Origin of the sequence: Burkholderia sp. Bp9142 (assembly GCF_003853415.1) — a bacterium.
In the GTDB taxonomy this organism is placed as follows: domain Bacteria; phylum Pseudomonadota; class Gammaproteobacteria; order Burkholderiales; family Burkholderiaceae; genus Burkholderia.
The window spans coordinates 25,866-44,815 of record NZ_QTPP01000023.1 but is presented as its reverse complement, the minus strand read 5'-3'; the positions used below and the strand labels follow the sequence as shown (position 1 = coordinate 44,815).

13 protein-coding genes and 3 pseudogenes are annotated in these 18,950 nt (G+C 64.6%); 12 read left to right on the top strand and 4 right to left on the bottom strand.

Going from position 1 to position 18,950, the window contains the following annotated elements; genetic code table 11:
- Positions 1–24: 24 nt before the first annotated feature.
- Together DIE22_RS23685 and DIE22_RS23680 are read right to left on the bottom strand one after the other, a co-directional pair.
- Complete coding sequence (locus tag DIE22_RS23685; protein WP_124606214.1) at positions 25–1,350, bottom strand: MFS transporter; 1,326 nt, start codon at positions 1,348–1,350, stop codon at positions 25–27.
- Between the two features lie 53 nt (positions 1,351–1,403).
- Positions 1,404–2,465: a lactonase family protein gene (locus DIE22_RS23680; protein ID WP_124606213.1), complete on the bottom strand. Its 1,062-nt coding sequence runs from the start codon at positions 2,463–2,465 to the stop codon at positions 1,404–1,406.
- A 238-nt stretch (positions 2,466–2,703) separates the two neighbouring features.
- On the opposite strand from DIE22_RS23680, the gene acnA reads away from it, so the two are divergent.
- From acnA to DIE22_RS23625, 11 genes and pseudogenes are all read left to right on the top strand, one after another.
- Positions 2,704–5,328, top strand: coding sequence for an aconitate hydratase AcnA (acnA, locus tag DIE22_RS23675; RefSeq protein WP_124606212.1), 2,625 nt, complete (start codon positions 2,704–2,706; stop codon positions 5,326–5,328).
- A gap of 38 nt (positions 5,329–5,366) precedes the next feature.
- Complete coding sequence (locus DIE22_RS23670; RefSeq protein ID WP_124606211.1) at positions 5,367–6,260, top strand: GntR family transcriptional regulator; 894 nt, start codon at positions 5,367–5,369, stop codon at positions 6,258–6,260.
- A 44-nt stretch (positions 6,261–6,304) separates the two neighbouring features.
- A complete protein-coding gene (locus tag DIE22_RS23665) occupies positions 6,305–7,039 on the top strand; it encodes an ABC transporter substrate-binding protein (RefSeq protein WP_124606210.1) in 735 nt (244 codons plus the stop codon).
- A 214-nt stretch (positions 7,040–7,253) separates the two neighbouring features.
- A pseudogene (locus DIE22_RS23660) lies at positions 7,254–7,594 on the top strand (integrase core domain-containing protein); the annotation flags it as partial.
- A gap of 364 nt (positions 7,595–7,958) precedes the next feature.
- A pseudogene (locus DIE22_RS23655) lies at positions 7,959–8,324 on the top strand (DUF4917 family protein); the annotation flags it as partial.
- Between the two features lie 117 nt (positions 8,325–8,441).
- Positions 8,442–8,915: pseudogene (locus tag DIE22_RS23650) on the top strand (PDDEXK nuclease domain-containing protein); the annotation flags it as partial.
- 663 nt (positions 8,916–9,578) lie between these two features.
- Complete coding sequence (locus DIE22_RS38930; protein WP_260426742.1) at positions 9,579–11,579, top strand: hypothetical protein; 2,001 nt, start codon at positions 9,579–9,581, stop codon at positions 11,577–11,579.
- A complete protein-coding gene (locus tag DIE22_RS23640) occupies positions 11,573–12,613 on the top strand; it encodes an ATP-binding protein (protein ID WP_124606209.1) in 1,041 nt (346 codons plus the stop codon). Before DIE22_RS38930 ends, DIE22_RS23640 begins: the two co-directional genes overlap by 7 nt.
- Positions 12,606–14,522: a hypothetical protein gene (locus DIE22_RS23635; RefSeq protein WP_124606208.1), complete on the top strand. Its 1,917-nt coding sequence runs from the start codon at positions 12,606–12,608 to the stop codon at positions 14,520–14,522. The genes DIE22_RS23640 and DIE22_RS23635 overlap by 8 nt, the downstream gene beginning before the upstream one ends.
- 101 nt (positions 14,523–14,623) lie before the next feature.
- Positions 14,624–15,025, top strand: coding sequence for an NUDIX hydrolase (locus DIE22_RS23630; protein WP_124606207.1), 402 nt, complete (start codon positions 14,624–14,626; stop codon positions 15,023–15,025).
- An 87-nt stretch (positions 15,026–15,112) separates the two neighbouring features.
- Positions 15,113–15,415: a hydrogenase maturation factor gene (locus tag DIE22_RS23625; RefSeq protein WP_124606206.1), complete on the top strand. Its 303-nt coding sequence runs from the start codon at positions 15,113–15,115 to the stop codon at positions 15,413–15,415.
- Here DIE22_RS23625 and DIE22_RS23620 read toward each other — a convergent pair.
- Positions 15,406–15,618 carry a hypothetical protein gene (locus DIE22_RS23620; protein WP_124606205.1) on the bottom strand — a complete coding sequence of 71 codons (213 nt, stop codon included), beginning with the start codon at positions 15,616–15,618 and terminating at the stop codon, positions 15,406–15,408. The two genes, DIE22_RS23625 and DIE22_RS23620, sit on opposite strands and share 10 nt — an antisense overlap.
- Before the next feature lie 496 nt (positions 15,619–16,114).
- Between DIE22_RS23620 and DIE22_RS23615 the strand changes: the two genes are divergently transcribed.
- Positions 16,115–17,728, top strand: coding sequence for an ATP-binding protein (locus DIE22_RS23615; protein ID WP_124606204.1), 1,614 nt, complete (start codon positions 16,115–16,117; stop codon positions 17,726–17,728).
- Between the two features lie 319 nt (positions 17,729–18,047).
- Here the strand turns inward: DIE22_RS23615 and DIE22_RS23610 are convergent, their stop codons facing one another.
- Positions 18,048–18,719: a hypothetical protein gene (locus tag DIE22_RS23610; RefSeq protein ID WP_185640671.1), complete on the bottom strand. Its 672-nt coding sequence runs from the start codon at positions 18,717–18,719 to the stop codon at positions 18,048–18,050.
- Positions 18,720–18,950: the final 231 nt, after the last annotated feature.

Genomic DNA, 18,950 nt, shown 5'->3' with positions numbered 1-18,950 from the left:
GCCGCCGGATTGCGCGTCATCGTGTCAATGGGTCTGGTTCACCACGTTCGACGGCGTGTCGTCGGCCGGCTGTTCGTGAACGCGAATGAAGAACGTCATCAGGAACGACACGACGAGCAGCGCCGCGAGAAACAGCAGCCCAGGCGTCGCGCTCTGCCCCGTTCCCTTGACGAAGCCGATCATGAACGGCCCGACGAAGCCGCCGAGGTTGCCGATCGAGTTGATCACCGCGATCGACACGGCCGCGGTCGAGCGGCTGAGAAACAGCGTCGGCAGCGCCCAGAACGGCGACTTGAACGCGTACAGGCCCGCGAGGCTCAGGCTGATCATCGCGATCGACACGTACGGGTTCGTCGCGAGCCCCGCGCCGAGCAACGCCGCGGCAGCCACCGCGAGCGGAATCGCCGAATGCAGGCGCCGCTCGCTGCGCCGGTCCGAACGACGCGACCACATCACCATCGCGATCGTCGCGACCACGTACGGCACCGTCGCGATGAGCCCGATCTCGGTATGCGTGAGCTTCGACGAGAAGCCCTTGATGATCTGCGGCATCCAGTAGCCGACGCCGAGACTTCCGCACTGGTAGACGAAGTAGATGAACGACAGGTACAGCACCTTCGGGTTCGTCATCGTCTTCAGCGAGCCGAGGTGCTGCGCGCGCGGCCGCGCCTTGCGGTCGTTGTCGAGCTCGTTCAGCAGCCACGCGCGCTCGTCGGGCGTCAGCCATTTCGCATCGCCCGGGCGATCCGTCAGGTAGAGGAAGCACAGGATCCCGCCGATCAGCGCGGGCGCGCCTTCCAGCACGAGCATCCAGCGCCAGCCGCTCCATTGGAGCCAGTGCACGTGATCCATGATCCACGTGGAAAGCGGCGCGCCGATGATGTACGACACCGGGATCGCGGCCGTGAAGAGCGCGACGGTCGTCGCGAGTTCCTTCGCGCGGAACCAGTAAGTCAGGTACACGATGATGCCGGGGAAGAAGCCGGCTTCGGCCACCCCGAGCAGGAACCGCAGCACGTAGAGCTGCGTGGCGTTCTGCACGAACGCGGAGATCACCGAGACGACACCCCACGTCACCAGGATGCGCGCGATCCATACGCGTGCGCCGAACTTGTTGAGCATGACGTTGCTCGGCACTTCGAACAAGAAATACCCGATGAAGAAGATGCCCGACGCAAACCCGAACGCTTCGCTGGACAGCGCGAGATCCTTGTTCATCTGCAATGCGGCATAGCCGATGTTCGCGCGGTCGAGATACGAAATGATGTAGAGGACGAACACGAACGGGATGATACGCCACGCGATCTTGCGCACCAGCGCGCGTTCGTCGATAGGGGCTGCTGAATTCATAAATGTGCGCCGGCGGACTGGCCGCCGGATGTCTCCTGATTGGGCGGGAAGGACTACGCGCGGTGTTGCGAGAACACCATGCAGACGGGGCTGCCCGACTCGACCGAGAAGCCGGTCGGCTTGAGGCGGCCCGTCGCGGCATCGATCGCGAACGCGACGATGCTGTCGCTGTCCTCGTTCAGCGCGTACATGAAGCGGCCGTCCGGCGTGCCGGTCATGAAGCGCGGCGTGCGGCCGCCGGTCGGCTCGGCCGCGACGAACGCCAGATGGCCGCTCGCCGGATCGATGCGGAACACGGCGATGCTGTCGTCGCCGCGGTTCGATGCGTAGACGAAGCGCCCGGCCGGATCGACCTCGATCTCCGACGCGCGGCTGTTGCCGATGTACGTGTCCGGCAGCGAGGACACGATCTGCACGGGCGTCAGCGCACCGTTCGACGACGTGTACCGATAGGTCGTGACGGTCGAGTCGAGTTCGTTGACGACATACGCGAGCGCGCCGTTCGGATGAAACGCGACGTGACGCGGGCCGGCCGTCTCGCGCGTGACGACGAACGCCGGATCAGCCGGCGCGAGCCGTCCGTCCTTGAACCGGAACGTGAACACGCGATCGAGACCCTTGTCCGGCACGATCACGAATTGCCCGGTCGGGTCGAACGGATTGAAGTGCGGCTTCGCCTGCTTCTGCTCGACGCGATGCGGACCGATCGGGCCTTCGAGCGGAACGAGCTGCGCGACCTCCTGCAGCGTCCCGTCGGCCGCGATCGGCAGCACCGCGATACTCGCGCCGATATGGTTGGACACGACGACGTAGCGGCCGGTCGGATCGATCGCGAGATGCACGGGGTTCTTGCCCTGCGTGCTCTGGCGATTCAGGAACGTGAGCTTGCCGCTGGCCTGGTCGACCTTGAATGCGCTGATGTCGCTCAGGTCGCCGTGGACCGTATACAGGTGTTCGCCGTTGGCGCTCAGCGCGAGGAACGACGGATTCACCAGATCCTTGACGAGCTGCACGAGTTCGAGCGCGCCCGTCCCGGCGTCGACGCGGTAGACGCTAATCCCGTCGCCGCGGGCGTTTCGTTCGCGCGTGGTGCGCGATCCGACATAAGCAATCATGGGTGTTTTTCCTTTCAAAGCCTTGTGTGATTCGTCTGCAGAAACCGGCCCGGCGGCCGCGCCGAGGAGCGCGAGCGCGCCGAGCGCCGCCGTGTGCCCTATCACGCGGCGACGCATCTGATCCGGACCGTTTTCGGCCGGGTCGTTGCCTGTTTTCGTCACGATCGTCTCCTGAATTGTTGTATCTCGGGTTAGCACTAGATTGCATTTTTACTTGTTAAAGTGCAAAAATACAGTCATGGAAAACACCAACTCCCCCTCGGAAGCCCGGTTGACGGTCGATGGCGCGACATATCGCTTCGTCGATCTTCCCGGCCAGTTCGGCGCCACGTTGCGCGAACTGCCCGTCGTGCTGCGCCTCCTGCTCGAAAACGTGATCCGCAATACCGACGGCGATGAGCGGCGGCAAGCGGTCGACGCGATCGTCGAATGGACGCGCCGCGCGACGAGCGAAGCCGAGATCGCGTTCCAGCCGAACCGCGTGCTGATGCACGACACGACCAGCACGCCGGCGCTCGTCGATATCGCCGGGATGCGCGACGCGCTCGCCGAAGCCGGCGCGGATCCGGCGTCGCTGAACCCGGTGCTGCCGGTCGATTCGTCGGTCGACCACTCGCTGGCCGTCGAATATTTCGCGCGGCCGGACGCCGCGCCGCTGAACCTGCAGCTCGAACTGCGCCGCAACGCGGAGCGCTACCGGTTCCTGCGCTGGGCATCGAAGTCGCTGACGGGCGTGCGCATCCATCCGCCGGGCACGGGGATCATGCATACGATCAACCTCGAGCAACTGGCGACGGTGGTCACGACGCTCGAGCGCGACGGCGAGCGCTGGGCCGTGCCCGACACGCTGATCGGCACCGACAGCCACACGCCGATGATCAACGGCATCGGCGTGCTCGGCTGGGGCGTCGGCGGGCTGGAGGCGCAGACGGTGATGTTCGGGATGCCCGTGATGCAGCGCATTCCCGACGTGATCGGCGTGCGGCTGACCGGCGCGTTGCGCGCGGGCGTGCTGGCGACCGATCTCGCGCTGACCGTCACGCAGCGGCTGCGTGCAATCGGCGTATCGGGGGAGTTCGTCGAGTTCTTCGGCCCGGGCGTCGCGACGCTCGGTGCCGGCGAGCGCGCGGTCGTCGCGAACATGGCGCCCGAGTATGGCGCAACGACCGGCTTCTTCCCGGTCGACGGCAACACGCTCGACTACCTGCGTGCGACGCACCGATCCGAATCGGCGATCCGGCTCGTCGAAGCGTTCACGCGGCAAGCCGGCCTGTGGTTCGATCCGGATGCCGAGCCACGCTACACGCGCACGATCGACCTCGACCTCGCGTCGATCGGCATGCATGTGGCCGGCCCGCGCCGCCCGCAGGACCTGCTCGATCATTCGCAGACGGCCGCCGCGCTCGCGCCGCTCGCGTTCCATCCCGCGCATCCGCATCCGTCGATGCCGAAGCATCCGGTCGCGATCGCCGCGATCACGAGCTGCACGAACACGTCCGATCCCGCGCTGCTGATCGCCGCCGGCCTCGTCGCACGCAACGCGTGCGCGCTCGGGCTGAAGGTGCCGGCATGGGTCAAGACGTCGCTCGGCCCCGGTTCGCCCGCGGCCGCCGCGTATCTCGAACGGGCCGGACTGGTCGACGACCTGTCGGCGGTCGGCTTCGATATCGTCGGGTACGGCTGCACGACCTGCATCGGCAACTCGGGGCCGCTGACCGAGCCGATCCGCGCGGCGCTCGCCGACGCGTCGATCCGGCCGGTCGCGATGCTGTCAGGCAACCGCAATTTCCCGGGGCGCATCCACCCGGATCTCGACCTCGGCTTCATCATGTCGCCGCCGCTCGTGATCGCGTTCGCGCTGGCCGGCGACGCCGAAATCGACGTGAGCCGCGATCCGCTCCAGCACGCGGCTGACGGCCAGCCCGTGTACCTGCGCGACCTGTGGCCGACACGCGAAGCCGTCGCCGAACTGACGGCGGCCGCCGCCGATTCGCACGACTACCCGCGCGCCTTCGCGCACGCCAGTGCGAACCCGGCATGGCACGACCTCGACGCGCCGGACGGTGCTCAATTTCCGTGGGATCCGGCCTCGACCGCGCTGCGCCGTCCGCCGTTCGCGTCGGCGTCGCAGCGCAGCCAGCTCGGCACGTACAGCGCGTACCCGCTGCTGGTGCTCGGCGACGACGTGACGACCGATCACATCTCGCCCGCCAGCGCGATTCCGAAGGACAGCTTCGTCGCCGATTTCCTCGTGTCGCGCGGCGACGATCGCGACGACCTGAACGTGTTCGCATCGCGGCGCGGCAACTGGGAAGTGATGATGCGGGCCGCGTTCTACAACCGGACCCTCGTCAACCGGCTGCGCGACGGCATGCCGGTCGCGCATACGCTGCACGTGCCGAGCGGCGACGTGTTGCCGATCTTCGAGGCGGCCGCGCGCTACCGAGAGGAAGGCAATCCGGTCGTGCTCGTCGCCGGCGAGCGCTACGGCACCGGGTCGTCGCGCGACTGGGCCGCGAAAGGCCAGCGGCTGCTCGGCATCCGCGCGGTGCTGGCGGCGAGCTTCGAGCGCATTCACCGCTCGAACCTGATCGGGATGGGCATCCTGCCGCTGCGCTTCGCCGCGGGCATCCACCCCGACACGCTGGACCTCCGGCCAGGTGATAAGCTCGAGGTCGACGCGCCGGCCGATGCGCTGTCGCCGCGCTGCACGGTGCCCGTGCGCATCGTGCGCGCCGACGGCCGCGTCGAGCCCGTCGACGCGACGGCCGCGGTCGAGACCCGTCTCGAATGCGAGTTGCTGCGCTCGGGCGGCGTCATCCCGCTGATATTGCAAAAGAACCTGGCGATGCAGGAGGCTTGAGACCGAAGCCGCCCGCGGCGCCCCGAATGCTCACTCACATGATCGACCGCTCCATCGCGACCCAGATTGTCGAACTGATCAAGACGGAAGGACTGGACGTCGGCGCGCACCTGCCCGCGCAGATGCTCGCCGACCGCCTGCGCGTGTCCCGTTCACCCGTCAACGAGGCGCTCGCGCTGCTGCACGAGAAAGGCATCCTGACGCGCGAGCGCAATCGCGGCTTCTTCGTCGCGAAACCTGTGATCGAGCCGCTGTCGGACGTCGTCGACGAACTCGGTCTCGGCGAAGCCGACGTGATCACGAGCGTGTATTTCCGGATCGCGGACGATCGCCTGAAGGGCGAGCTGCCCGACGAATTTTCGGAGCAGCTGATCCGCACCCGCTACGGGCTGACGAACGCGCAGCTCACGACCGTGCTCGGGCGTATCGCGCAGGAAGGCTGGGCCGAGCGCAAGCCGGGCTACGGCTGGCAGTTCTCGCCGATGCTGACGACCCCCGACAGCCTGCTGAAATCGTACCGGCTGCGTCTCGCGCTCGAGCCGGCCGCGCTGCTCGAGCCCGGCTACCGGCTCGACCCGCGCGTGCTGGAACGGTGTCGCGAGGTCGAGAAGCACCTGCTCGCCGGCGGCATCGAGACCGATACCGCCGATCAACTGCACGATCGCGGCGTGCGGTTCCACGAATCGCTCGTCGAAGCATCGGGCAACAGCTTCTTCATCGACACGATCCGGCGCGTGAATCGCGTGCGCCGGCTGCTGTCGTACCGCTCGATGCAGGATCGCGAGCGCTACGTCGAACATGCGAAGCAGCATCTGCACGTGCTCGAGCTGCTCGAGCGCGAGCGCAACGAAGAAGCATCGGAAGCCTTGCGTCAACACCTGTTGCATACGCTCGATGCGCTGTCACGCATCAGCGCCATTCTCAAACCCTGAGCGCCCGCGCAACCCGCACACCCGCTTCCCCCACGAGCCCTTTCATGCCCATCGACCCTTCGGTCCTCTCCGCGTTCACCCCGACCGGCAAGCTGCGCGCGTCGATCAATCTCGGCAACCCGATCCTTGCGAACCGCGACCCGGCCACAGGCGAGCCGTTCGGCGTGTCGATCGACCTCGCGCGCGCGTTCGCCGAGCGGCTGTCGGCCGAGCTGGAACTCGTGGTGTTCGACGCCGCCGGTAAATCGGTGCAGGCGCTGACCGAGGAGCGCGCCGACTTCGGCTTCTTCGCGGTCGATCCGCTGCGCGGCGAAACGGTCGCGTTCACCGAACCGTACGTGCTGATCGAAGGCTTCTACCTGGTGCGCGACGATTCGCCGATCCGAGGCAATGCGGACGTCGACCAGCCGCACAACCGCGTGGCCGTCGGCAAGGGCAGCGCGTACGACCTGTTCCTCACGCGCGAGCTGAAGGCGGCGCAGATCGTGCGCGCGCCGACGTCGCCGGCCGTCGTGCCGACGTTCGTCGAACAGCAGCTCGAAGTCGCGGCCGGCGTGAAGCAGCAGCTCGAAGCCGATGCGGCGAAGACGCCGGGCCTGCGCCTGCTCGACGAGCGCTTCATGGTGATCCGTCAGGCGATGGGCGTGCCGAAGAGCCGCGGCGACGCGGCCGCCGCGTTGCTCGGTGCGTTCGTCGAAGAGATGAAGGCGTCGGGCTTCGTCGCGGATTCGTTGCGTCGACACCGAATCACCGGAGCTTCGGTGGGACCACTGCGCTGACCGGTACATCGGCGGCGACGCCGTGGCGGTCGCCCAACGGTACCCCGACGTGGCCTCACCTTGCCCCGCTCAGAATCACCCACCTCCACGTCACATCAGCTAAGGAATGACCAAAAAAAAGGAATCGTGCTGTAGTGGTAAGGTTCCATATGTTGCTGGCGCATTCATCAATTCGTTGCATTGACGGGTTGAGTCCACAGGCGACGCGAACAACTCTGTGCGAACGGACCAGGGACCGCAATCTGCGAGCCGAGCGCTCGACCAATCGGCCTACTCCAAAGGCAGATGTTGAAATTGATTCAGCCGGGCAAGCCGACGCAGAATGCGTATATCGAGCCGTTCAACGGCAAGTTCCGCGATGAATGCCTCAATGAGCACTGGTTCACAAGTCTCGCGCATGCTCGGGTGCTCATAGCGACGTGGCGTCGGGACTACAACGAGGAACGGCCGCATAGCGCGCTGAACTACCTGTCGCCAGCAGATTTTGCTGCGAAACACAGGGCAAAGCGATGCTCCTGCCGCTTTCCAGGCGCTGGTTTAAAGGGACTTTGCTAGAAGCCCAATGGCCCTATTGATGGGGGCAGGTCAGCCACGACTTCTATCGTCGTCAGGTCAAACCAACCGCGAAGCTGAACGCATCGTAATAAAACTTGTTTCTCGGATCAGTCGTTTCGCGACGCGCCCATTGCGCTTGCAGATCACCGCGTCGGGCTTTGAGTACGGTGTCAGCACGCACAGTCGAGGCAGACGACTGCAGGCCGACTCGATGGCATAGGTAGCGCATCCCGGCAAGCCGGATGATCTGTTCCGGTCGTGAATAGCAGCCGTCGAGAAGTCTCCGGCGGCTACGCCGCCTCCGACTTCTCCCCACCGGCCAAAACCTCTGTCGCTATACCGGCCAAAATGATTGTCGCCGCGCATCTTGGCCGAGTGGCGCAGCGAACTAGTCGTACCGCTCTTTGTCAGCGAAGGCACGAAATCGCAGAAGGTATCGTCGATCCAGAACAGCTATTACCTTTCGACGGTGTATCGAGAAGTGCTCACCTCACAACGACAGGTGTTGACGTTGTTCGGGTGGGGTATAGGAGAGCATGACCGGCATCTGCTACAGCGCATGCGCAACACAGGCATTCAGCGGGTTGCGGTATCGGTATTTCGCAACGATCAGGTCTATTGCAACTATGCCTACCAGACGATTCGTAATGACCTTGGCCCGGTCCAGGTGGACTTCTTCGACTGCGAAAGCCCTGGATGCTGGATCCATCCGATTCCAGAGCAAGGTTGACGTCTATGGGAGCCTCAGCTCCGCGATCAGCGAAAGCCGAAGTGCTGCCCGACATGTAGCACCGGTCGAGACTTTCAGAAAGCGCCTCGCGGGCGAACGTCAAGGGCGCCTGCGGCTAGATGTTTCCGTTGCCGGTGGCCATCGTCGGAATTTGTGCAGCAGCCTGCTGCACAATTGCCGTGGGTTCATCTATGCACCTTGCTCGACAAAGCAAAGGATCCGGTGGTTCGCGATTGGTATGCGAGCAGAGCGCTTGAGCACGGCCGGTCCCGCAATGTTCTTGCGATGCAAATTGACACGCAAGCACATGCCCGGGCTGGTGCGGCCGTAACCAATTTCGACGCACGATTGCCGCCCCCGCAATCCGATTTGGCACGTGAAGCGCTCAAAGATCCATATATCTTCGACTTCCTCGGATTGACCGAAGATGCGCAGGAACGTGACATCGAGCAGGGACTTACACGGCACATCACCCGCTTTCTGCTCGAGCTTGGTGCCGGCTTCGCGTTCGTTGGCCGAAAGTATCGGCTCGAAGTAGGAGGCGATGAATTCTTCATCGACCTACTGTTTTACCACCTGACCCGCCCATGCCTTCTGCCCCGTCGAGCGCTGCGTTGAAAAACGTCTCCACCAGCTGGAACTGCCGCACCGCGTCCGCCTTGGTATAGAGCGTGGTGGTGCCCAAGCCGGCGGATGTCGGTCAATAAAGATGCGGGGACGAGTTCGGTCTTATGGTCAGGAACGGAGGAGTCGGCGGGCCGGCGCGCCAATAGGGGCCACGTTGCCGGGATCTCGGCAACGGCGGAACCCTGCCGACGCCCCTAATTCTCTCCGCACTGCGGAGGGAATTAGGCTACCTGCCCGCCGAAGCCGTCCCCTTTCTCGCCGCTGAGGGTAAGCGCCCGCAATTGAGCTTCAGCCGCGTCCCGGGCGAAACCACCTCACCAGTCGTCGCCAACGTCAGAAACACAGGGGCGCCGAAGTGGTGACGACACCGCCTCTCGATCGCCGTGGTGGAGCGCTCAATTCCCTATGGGGAGCGCGTCGCGAGCGCTCGCGCAACTAAAGTTCAACGGTTATTGCTGCGACGCAGTAATTCCGGCAAACCCTTTTCCATCAAGGGCAGGACACGATTTTCCACGTCAACTAAAGTTGTGTCTATCGTGCCCCTCTGCGTCAACTAAAGTTGTAACCCGATCGGCGATTTCATCTAATCTTGTGTCGTAATGGTCGACGCGATGGCGGAGGCTCAGGATGACACGGCGCTCACGGTTGCGGGCGAGTGGTGAAGCACAGGATGGCGACGCCGAGTTGCAGGGCGAGGTCGACCTGAACCGCTGGCCGGCCATCGACCCGCTGGCGCTACCTACCGAGCGCCGTGCGCTGTATCTCAGGCGTGAGCGCGCGATTCGCCTGTATCTCGAAGGCGCGACCAGCGCCCAGATCAAAGCGGCTTGCGGCATGGGGCGCGGCCAGGCTTATCGGCTACTGACCGAACGTTGCCTCAGACCGCATCCTGACGGACGTATCCAGGGGTGGCGTGGCCTGTTGCCGCATGTCCGCGTGAAAGCCTACGAACGGACGGCGCCGCTGGCACTCAATGCGTGGAGCGGCGGAGCCGTCGGCGCCCTGCAATGGGTGTTCGAGTCGCCAGCAGGGCGGGGATTCGAAGACAAGTTGCGCGAGCGTATCCTTGGCAAACGCGCCGACCTTGAGGCGTCGCGCCGGCCGCGCATGGTCGTGTTTCGCTGGTTTCTTGCCGAATTGCGCGAACGTGGCTTCGAGCGCCGCGGCGAATGGCCGTTCACCGTCGAAAGACGCGGCTACGTCACGCTGGCCCGCTACATTGATCGCGTCCTCGCCGAGCATCCAGCGCGTGCTCGCGCGTTGGTCGGCGGGCAAGAGGCTGTGCGCAAGGCCCGCGCCGGAGACGGCACGCATCGGCCACCCCTGGCGCCGTTCGAGCGCGTCGAATGCGATGCGCACAAGCTTGACGCCCGCATGGTTGTGCTGGTGCCGTCGCCACACGGCGGCACTGAGCCGCGCACGATTCATCGCCTGTGGGTTGTGGTGCTGGTCGAGGTCACGTCGCGTGCGGTGCTGGGCTATCACCTCAGCTTCCGGCGCGAGTGCGCGGCCGAAGACGTGTTGCGCGCGGTGCGCTGCGCCCTGATGCCATGGATGCCGCGCGATTTGCAGTTCAGCGACGCCGCCTACGTGCCAGGGGCCGGTTTGCCGTCATATCGCTTTCCGCAGCTCGCGGGTGCCTGCTGGAACGAATTCAGCGTCGACGGCGCACTGGCCAATATCTGCGGCCGCGTCGAAAGCGTCCTACGCGACGTGGTCGACGCCAGGATCGTCAAGCCGCAGGATGCGGCGAGCTATAGCTGTCGTCGCAGCAAGGACGACCGGCCGTTCGTCGAGTCGTTTTTCGGGCACTTGGCCGCCGGCGGCTTTCATCAGCTAGCGACGACGACCGGCAGCTCGCCGGCCGACAGGCGCGGCACTGATCCCAACGCCGTGGCCATGGCGACGCATTTTCAGGTCGAGTACGCGCACGAATTGCTCGACACGCTGATCGCCAATTACAACGCGACGCCGCATTCGGGACTGGGCTACCGCAGCCCGCTCGAGCAGCTGGAGCACATGATGGCCGACCGCACATGGACGCCCCGCCTGGCTGAGCCTGCCGCGGTGCGCCGCCTGGTCGGCACGCGCAAGCTGTGTACGTTGCTGGGCGGAATCAAGACGGGCCGCCGCCCACATTTCCATTTCTCCAATGCGCGCTACTCGGCCGAATGGCTGTGCGTGCGCACGGATCTGCTCGGTCAGGCCTTCTGGCTGCAACTCGACAATGAAGACGATGCGCGCTACGTCACGGTCTCGACGCAGCGCGGCCTGTTCCTCGGTATGGTCCGGGCCGCCCCTCCGTGGCACCTGACGCCCCACTCGCTGTACGTGCGCGCGGCGATCCGCGCACTCGAAAAGCGCCGGCTCCTGCATCTGGCGACCCACGGCGACGCGGTCGAAGCCCTGATCCGCTACGCCGAGGCCTCGCCCGACGGCAAATTGCCGGTTCACCCGGCCTATCTCGAGGCGCGACGCATCCTGCAGCAGCAGGCAGAGCGACTATCTGGACAGTCGATGGTGAGCCTTGCCAAGCGCCCCAGCACGCCGGCGGCGAACATTGAAGCGCCGACGGCGGCACGCAGCGACACGCCCTTGCCACCGATGCGCCGAGCCCAGCAATGGTGACGTCGCCTGCGCCCCCCGACCCGCTCGTCGCGGCGCACATCCCCCGCGATCATCTGGTCGTGACGCGTGACTACTCGTTGTTCACGATCGCGATTCACGACATGGTCGAACGCATCGGCAGTTGGCTGGACGATCAAGTCGATGGCGCGACGATCTTCGGGCCCTCGCGCTTCGGTAAGTCGAGCGCAGTCGACCACTGGCTGCAGCGCTTGCTGTCCGAGCGCCATGGTGGGTTTGTGCCGTTGGTGATCTGGAGCCACACGGATTCCGGCAGCAGCCAGGCCGTCGGCAGCTTTTACGCCCACCTGCTCGATGCGAGCGGTCACCGGCTTGCTCAGGCGCGGCGCAGCCCGCTGGAACGGCAAACCATGCTTGTCGAGCGCTGGATCGAGCTCGCCGCGCAGGGCGGCGGACGCTTCTTGGTGCTGGTGATCGACGAAGCGCAGGGCATGAGCCAGCGCGAGTGGTTGTGGCTGGTCGAATTGCACAGCTTGCTTGAGAAGCAGCGCATTCGATTGTGCGTGTTCTCGATCGCATCACTGCAGTTCTATGACGAACCGTTCGGTCTGGCGCTTGCGGGCAGCGCTCACGTCGCGGCGCGCTTCATGCTGGCCGCCGAACCGTTTCACGGCGTGCGCACGACCGACGAGCTCGCCTACGTGATGCGCGGGTACGACGACGGCAGCGAATGGCCACCCGGGTCGGGGCGCTCATTCACGGCGGGCTTGGCGCCACGCCCATGGGCCGGTGGGTTTCGAATGGAGCACCAGGCCGACGCGCTGATGCAGGCGATGCTCGACCAGCTGCCGCCGCGCTACGCGGGGCCGATCGACTTGCCCATGAAGACCGTCGCCCAGGCATGCCGCCACGTGCTGCTGCGTATCGCCGGCGGCGCCGACGTTGACGCCGTGACGACTGCGGACGCGTGGAGCACGACCGTCGGCGAGTGCGGGCACCGAGAACTGATGGCGCTCATCTCCGCCACGGCGGCGCTTCGGGGCGCGCATGCGCGCGAGCACGGCTCCCATGCCTGAACCTCGTCTGACCTGGCACGCCGGCAGCGTGCTGCCCTACGCATCGCTCTGGCACACGGTCCTGCGTGCCTGCGCACTCAACTCGCTACACCCGCGCGATCTGCCGTCGACCCAAACGCCTTCGCCCAGAGCGGTGCACCTCCTAGACAATCACGACGGCAACCTCGATATCCGCGCATTTGCCAATGAACTTGGCGAGTCGCTGGCAGCCTTTCGGTGGGCCACGCTCGAAGCGTTGCCGACGCCACTGCGGACCGCGCTCGCCGTGGCTCGGCCGCGCCTGTGCTTGGCGTGCCTGTCAGCGGGATACCATGCGGCGCTGTTTTCCGTCGGTCTGCTGGAGACCTGTCCGATTCACGGCCTGCCGTTGGTTGATTGTTGCCACTGTGGCGCGCCGTTTCACACCACGCTGCGCTCGATCGCCGACTTCGGGACGGCCGGTAGCTGTCGGTGCGGCCGATTGCACTTCTTCACGCGTGAAACGTGCCGCCGACCGACTCTGGCGCCCGAGACGACGCGTGCGTTCGAGCCGATTGTCGCCTGGCTGGAGGCCATGTCAACACTGATCCGGCCGGCACGGCTGGACGACGCGTTGCTCCGACGGGCGCCCGACAGCGTCCGATGGCTGGTGACCACTGCGTGCACGCTCGGCGTCGCATATCCTCCGTGCCTGCGACACGTGACGCCCACGGCTCCCGTCGTGGTGGTTCGGTACAGTGCGGACTCCTGCGGCCATGCGGATCGGAAGTCGCCGCAGCAGCCGCGGGAAGGCGACCGGCGATCGTACTGGCGGGCCTCGGCGACTACCACGGTGTACCGCGCGCTCGCGCGTCACATTCGTCGACACCTCGCCCGCGACGGCTGTCGCTGGGTCGCCCGCTTCGTCGACTCCAGTGATCCGATTCTGATCGGTGAGCAGGTGCGCGCCAGCGACCGAGCGCGACGGGCATTTGCCGACATGCTCTGGGCTCATACGATCGAGGCCGAAGTCGAGCGCCGACGCTGGCCGGATCGACGGCCGCCAATTGGTGAGGTTGTTCGCTTTACACCGCACGTGGTGGCCGGCAGTGAGGTCCGCGGCGCCCGCGCCCTTGCGACATCTGCACGGGACTGGCTCGAGGGACATGCGGCGCGTGTCAATCTTGCGGCGGTCTGGCAGGCTGCGGAAGCCCGGGCGACGGCAGTTGCTTGTTCGGGCGTCGCTGCATGGGACCCGATGACGCGGGATGCGAGCGACTGCGAGCGTCTTTGGTTGGCGCGCGTCGCAGAGGATGGATTGCACTTCGCGGCGCCGGCGACCCAAGGCTGGTCGGCGATCGCGCGCCTCGACAAGATTGCCCGCCAAGCCCGGGACACCGCGCGCAGGCAAGCACGTGAAGCGGCGATGTGGGCGGCCTGCCACGGCGCGTGCTTGAGCTGGTCGGAGGAAGCCGGCTGGCATGTGATCGACGCGATTGCGCCCGCGGACGGCGACTTGCGGCGGCGGCGCCTGCTGGGCGTGAAGGAGGGACGTCCGTGGTGTTGGCTCTACCGTGCTGCAGACGGCCGAATTGTCGCGCGCTGGGATCAGGCGCGCCTGCAGGTGCTGGACGTCACGCCCAAGGCTGCCATGGCCGCGCTACGGCGTTGCGCCAGCGATTACCGGCGGATTTGTCAGGTCGATCTGCCCGTTGGCCGCCCCATCCCTCTGGTCGCCCCCGAACCGATGGACGCCCGAGTGGCGGCGGACTACCGGTATTTTGTGGCGGTCATTCGTTACCAAAAGGGATTTTGGCGAGAAGCCGCGGTTCTAGCGGACGCGGCCCGCTACCACCAGCGGGCTCAGGCATTGCGCAACGGGCCGCCGGGCGATTCGCCGTGGGTCGAATGGGGACGCCAGAGGGGCGGCTGGAAGCGGATGGGTGGATAAGCCTTCGTCCAGTGGGCCGCCAGGAGCACCACAACATCTCCGACGACCGACATCCAGCCCGGCGACCTTAAAATGCCGAAAAGTACTCGAGCGTCATCCTCATGAGCAGCCAAGAAACTATCGATTTGCCCGTCAAAGAACGCGCAACTGTTGTGTGCCTTCAGGGTCAACGGGTCTTGCTGGTCGCCCGTGCGGCGTCGCGATGGGCGTTGCCGGGCGGCACCATTAAGACCGGCGAGACGCCGCTCGAAGCGGCACACCGCGAGCTGTTGGAAGAAACTGGTCTGGTCGGCTTGGACCTCACCTACGCAATGCACTTCGGCGGCCTCTCAAAAATGCACCACGTGTTTATCGGTGAACTCGGAGCCGACCTGAAGCCGCAAGCGAGTAATGAGATCGCGCGATGCAAATTGGTTCGTCACGACGCGATCGCCAAACTGCGGGCAAGTATTCCTACGAAGAAGATCATCGAGTTGGCCTACAGCAGCGACTGGTCCGCATAGGCAAGATTCATCTCGCAATCGGGGGGCACATGGCTATACTTCCCCGTGCCAACTTTCGGCATTTGCCCCACTCGCAGCGAGGCGAACATGACCAGCGCATACACTTACCGTGGCTATACGATCGACGTTCGCTGCGAACACAAGGTCGACGCGTCTCGCAGTAACGCGATCTCCTGCGAAGACCCATTCGTCGGCTTCGTCGCAATCGTCCAGGTGCGCGCGGCGCACCCACGGTCCTTCTGCCTAGCGCCAATTCGCTTGGCGGATGAAAAAGGCAAGCCGTTTGTCGACGGTCTCGATGCCTTGCGCGCGGGCCGCTCCGCTGGCGAAATCATCGTCGATGACCTTCTCGTGGACACCGGCGACGAGGGCTCCGGCGTTCAGCGTTGACGCGCCCGACGCAGCTCGTGGATGGCGTACACGACCAGGAAAATTCCGATCATCGTAACGCCGGACGCGACAAAATCGTTCAGCGTGTCGGTGCTATGCAGAGACTTGGGAAACACACCCATCGCTAGGCCAACGGCGGCCAGAATAAGACCCGCGACCACGCCCCAGATGGGCCCGGCATTCTCGTCGTTCGTGTATTTCATGTTATGCCCGTCCCTTGTTCGATCCCCGAGGCAATTTCAATATAGCTGATCAATATCAGGGCGCCAGCAAAGCTGCTTCCACGGCCGCATCCTGCGTGCAAAAGCCCCATCGGGGGAACGGTGCGGCCGAGGCAGAGAAACGGACACTGCCGCTGGCACAAGCGCGTTCAAGGGGCTTCGATGGGGTTGTGACGAACCGGTGGTACCAACCTCAAAAAGCGTGCAATCGTGTGCGCCAGCCGACGTCGGCAAGATAACCTTGTTATCACTATGGGCGTGTTCTGCTCGGCAACCGAGCTTGATGAACCGCGCGATTACCCCTCATCACGTCGGCCCGGTGTCAGCGCAACCATATCCTTCCGGGTGAAGTGATATCGATTCCTATTCCTTCAACAACCCCTGATTGCGAGCTGAGAAAACAGCGTCTAAGCTCGTGGCTCGCGATTTCGCGCGGTATCTCTTGCGACAGTGCCCCCCCGACAGGCCCCCTTGGTGCATGCGCTCGGCATGCACCGGACCATGGAGACTCGCAGTGATTCAGCAACCCGAATCGACACCAGCGGCATCACCCAGCCTCGCCGTAGGCGCGACCGCTATCCTGCACCATCAACTCGGCGAATTGCGGTTTCAAGCCGTCGTCGAGTCCATTACCGATTGCGCGATTTGCCTGCTCGACCGCCATGGCACCGTCGTGACGTGGAACGCTGGCGCGGAATTGACGACCGGGTATCACGCCGACGAGGTCATCGGCCGCCATTTCTCGTGCCTATATCCGGCCGAAGCCATCGAGGCGGATCGGCCGATGCGCGGTCTTGACGGGGCGACCAGCTCGCCCCGCTTCGAGGAAGAAGGATGGCGGGTGCGTAAGGACGGGTCGCGCTTCTGGGCGCACGTCACCATCACCGCTGTTCGTGACCCTGCCGGGCAGCTTTGCGGATTCATCAAAATCATGCGCGACATCACGGAACGCAAGCGCGTGGCCGAACTGGCGGCATCGACTCACCGGCTCCAACAGTTCATCGCAACGCTGGGCCACGAGCTACGCAATCACCTCGCGCCATTGCGCAACTCGGTCGGCATCTTACAGACGGCGCCCGATCTCGCGCCTGACATGGCCCAGTGTCGCGACGCGATCGATCGGCAGCTCGGGCAGCTCGCACGATTGGCAGACGACCTGCTGGACCTCGGCCACATCGCGGCCGGCAAGGTGAGGCTGGACATCCGCGTGGTCACGGCAGGCGATATCGTGACGCGTGCGGTCGACAGTGTTCAGGCAAAAACGAATGCACGTGGGCAGCGTATCGCCGTCGCGCTCCCGGCCGGCGACATCAACCTCCGCGGCGACCGGGCCCGACTGGTTCAGGTACTGCATAACCTGCTCGATAACGCATCCAAGTTTGCTCCGCGGGGTAGCCAGATCGACGTGGCAGCGCTGGCCGAGGGCGGCACCATTGAGATCCGTGTGACCGACCGCGGCCCGGGCATCGCTCCGAGTGCGCTCGTGTCGATCTTCGATCTGTTCGACCAACAAGGCGCGGTGAGCACCTCGCCCCCCGTCGGGCTCGGACTCGGCCTGGCGCTTTGTCGGTCATTTGTCCGCTTGCACGGCGGCTCGATCTTTGCGGAAAGCCCGGGCCGCGGCCAAGGAGCGACATTCGTCGTGCGGCTGCCGACCACGAGCGAAGCAATTTCAGAAGCCGCACCGTTCAGCGCGGACACCGATACGGCGATGATGCCGCTGCGGATTGTCGTGGTCGATGACGACCACGAATCGGCCGATACGCTCAGCATGCTGCTTCAGCTGGAGGGGCACGCCCCCCGAGTCGCCTATGATGCGCATGACGCCCTGCGGCTGGCGCGCGCCTACCGGCCGCACCTGATGTTGATCGACCTGTCGATGCCCCACGTCGACGGATTCGAGTTACTTCGCAAGTTGAGGTCGGCCGCGGGCCTTGCCCGCACCCATTTCGTCGCGGTGTCGGGCTACATCCGTCCGGCCGATCGCGAGCGCACCGAACACGCCGGCTTCGATGCCCACCTCGCGAAACCGGTCGAGATGCGCGCGCTCGAGCAAGTCCTGCTGCGCGCGGCGAAGACGCCGCGTCGCTGAGCGGCACAACCGGTGGCGAGAATCCAGCGCTCGCAGAGCGTCCGGCGCGGTTCGACACAACTTTAGTTGAAACATAGCCACAACTTTAGTTGCGCGAGCGGCGCACGCCGCGGCTTCGTCCATGTCCCGAAATGAAGGGTAACATAGCCCTTAATATGTTCCCCTTCATTTCAACCGGCCCGACATTGAGCGGCCGCAGACGCTAGCCGTCACGAATCAAGGTTAAGAAGCTCGAGCTCTTCCTCATCGCAACTTGAGCTTATCCACGGGCACAAGACTGAACTGCCGGTCGTCGGTTTAGCGCGATCGCGCAATACCATCACTGCTCTCCAGGGATGGGCTCTCCGACAGTCATGTTGGCTGCTGCCTGCCGTTGTTTCTCCCGAGATGCCTCACGCTTCGCGCTCTGCTCTGAAATGAACTGCACGAGTTCACTTCTCAGATCGGCATCCGGAACGATGGGCTTCCATGCTGCAACGTCATGCCTTGCGCGCGTCAAATGAGATAGCTCCAACGCCCTCACCGCAGCCTTCGCACACTCGAATTCCACTTCCACACACCGGTCGATCGGGTCACCGTATTCCCACTCGGCGGACAGAGCCTGACGGGTCGAATGCAGCATGGCTGGAAACTCGCGGAGTTGCGAGGCAACGTTGTGTTTCAGCCACTTCCAATCGATCGGCTCCGGGAATACGAACGGAGGTAACACAACGCCACGGATCGGCTCATACGACTGCAAACGGCCTGCCTCCTCCGCGGCCCAGACAGCGTGATGCATCATCAGTCGGGCATCACGGGCATAGCTTTCGAGCGAAAGCGCCACGGTCAGCGCCACATGCCGCGCTTCGCGCCTACTGACTCTGGCCTCCCGCAACTCATTCCAGCTCAGCGTGACGACCGAACTCACAATGCCAGCGACACCGCCAACTTTCAGCAGATCCAGCCAGCCACTCTGCTTCAGATACTCGATCCACTGAAGCGCCATACCCACCCCCATGTCCTGATGTCGGCAACAGTATACGGGGCGGGCACCTTCTGATGCCCATACGGCTCCGAGCAAGAGTGAACCGGGGGCGATCGAACGCTCGATTCCTGAACCATTTCGCGCTTACCGTACAGTTCGACGCAAAATCCAATACCGCTCAATTACTTACGCTCTGCACGCTCGAGTTGTTCACAGCGTTGTCCCCGGAAACTGTGAATAACCTGGACTTCGCCCTTC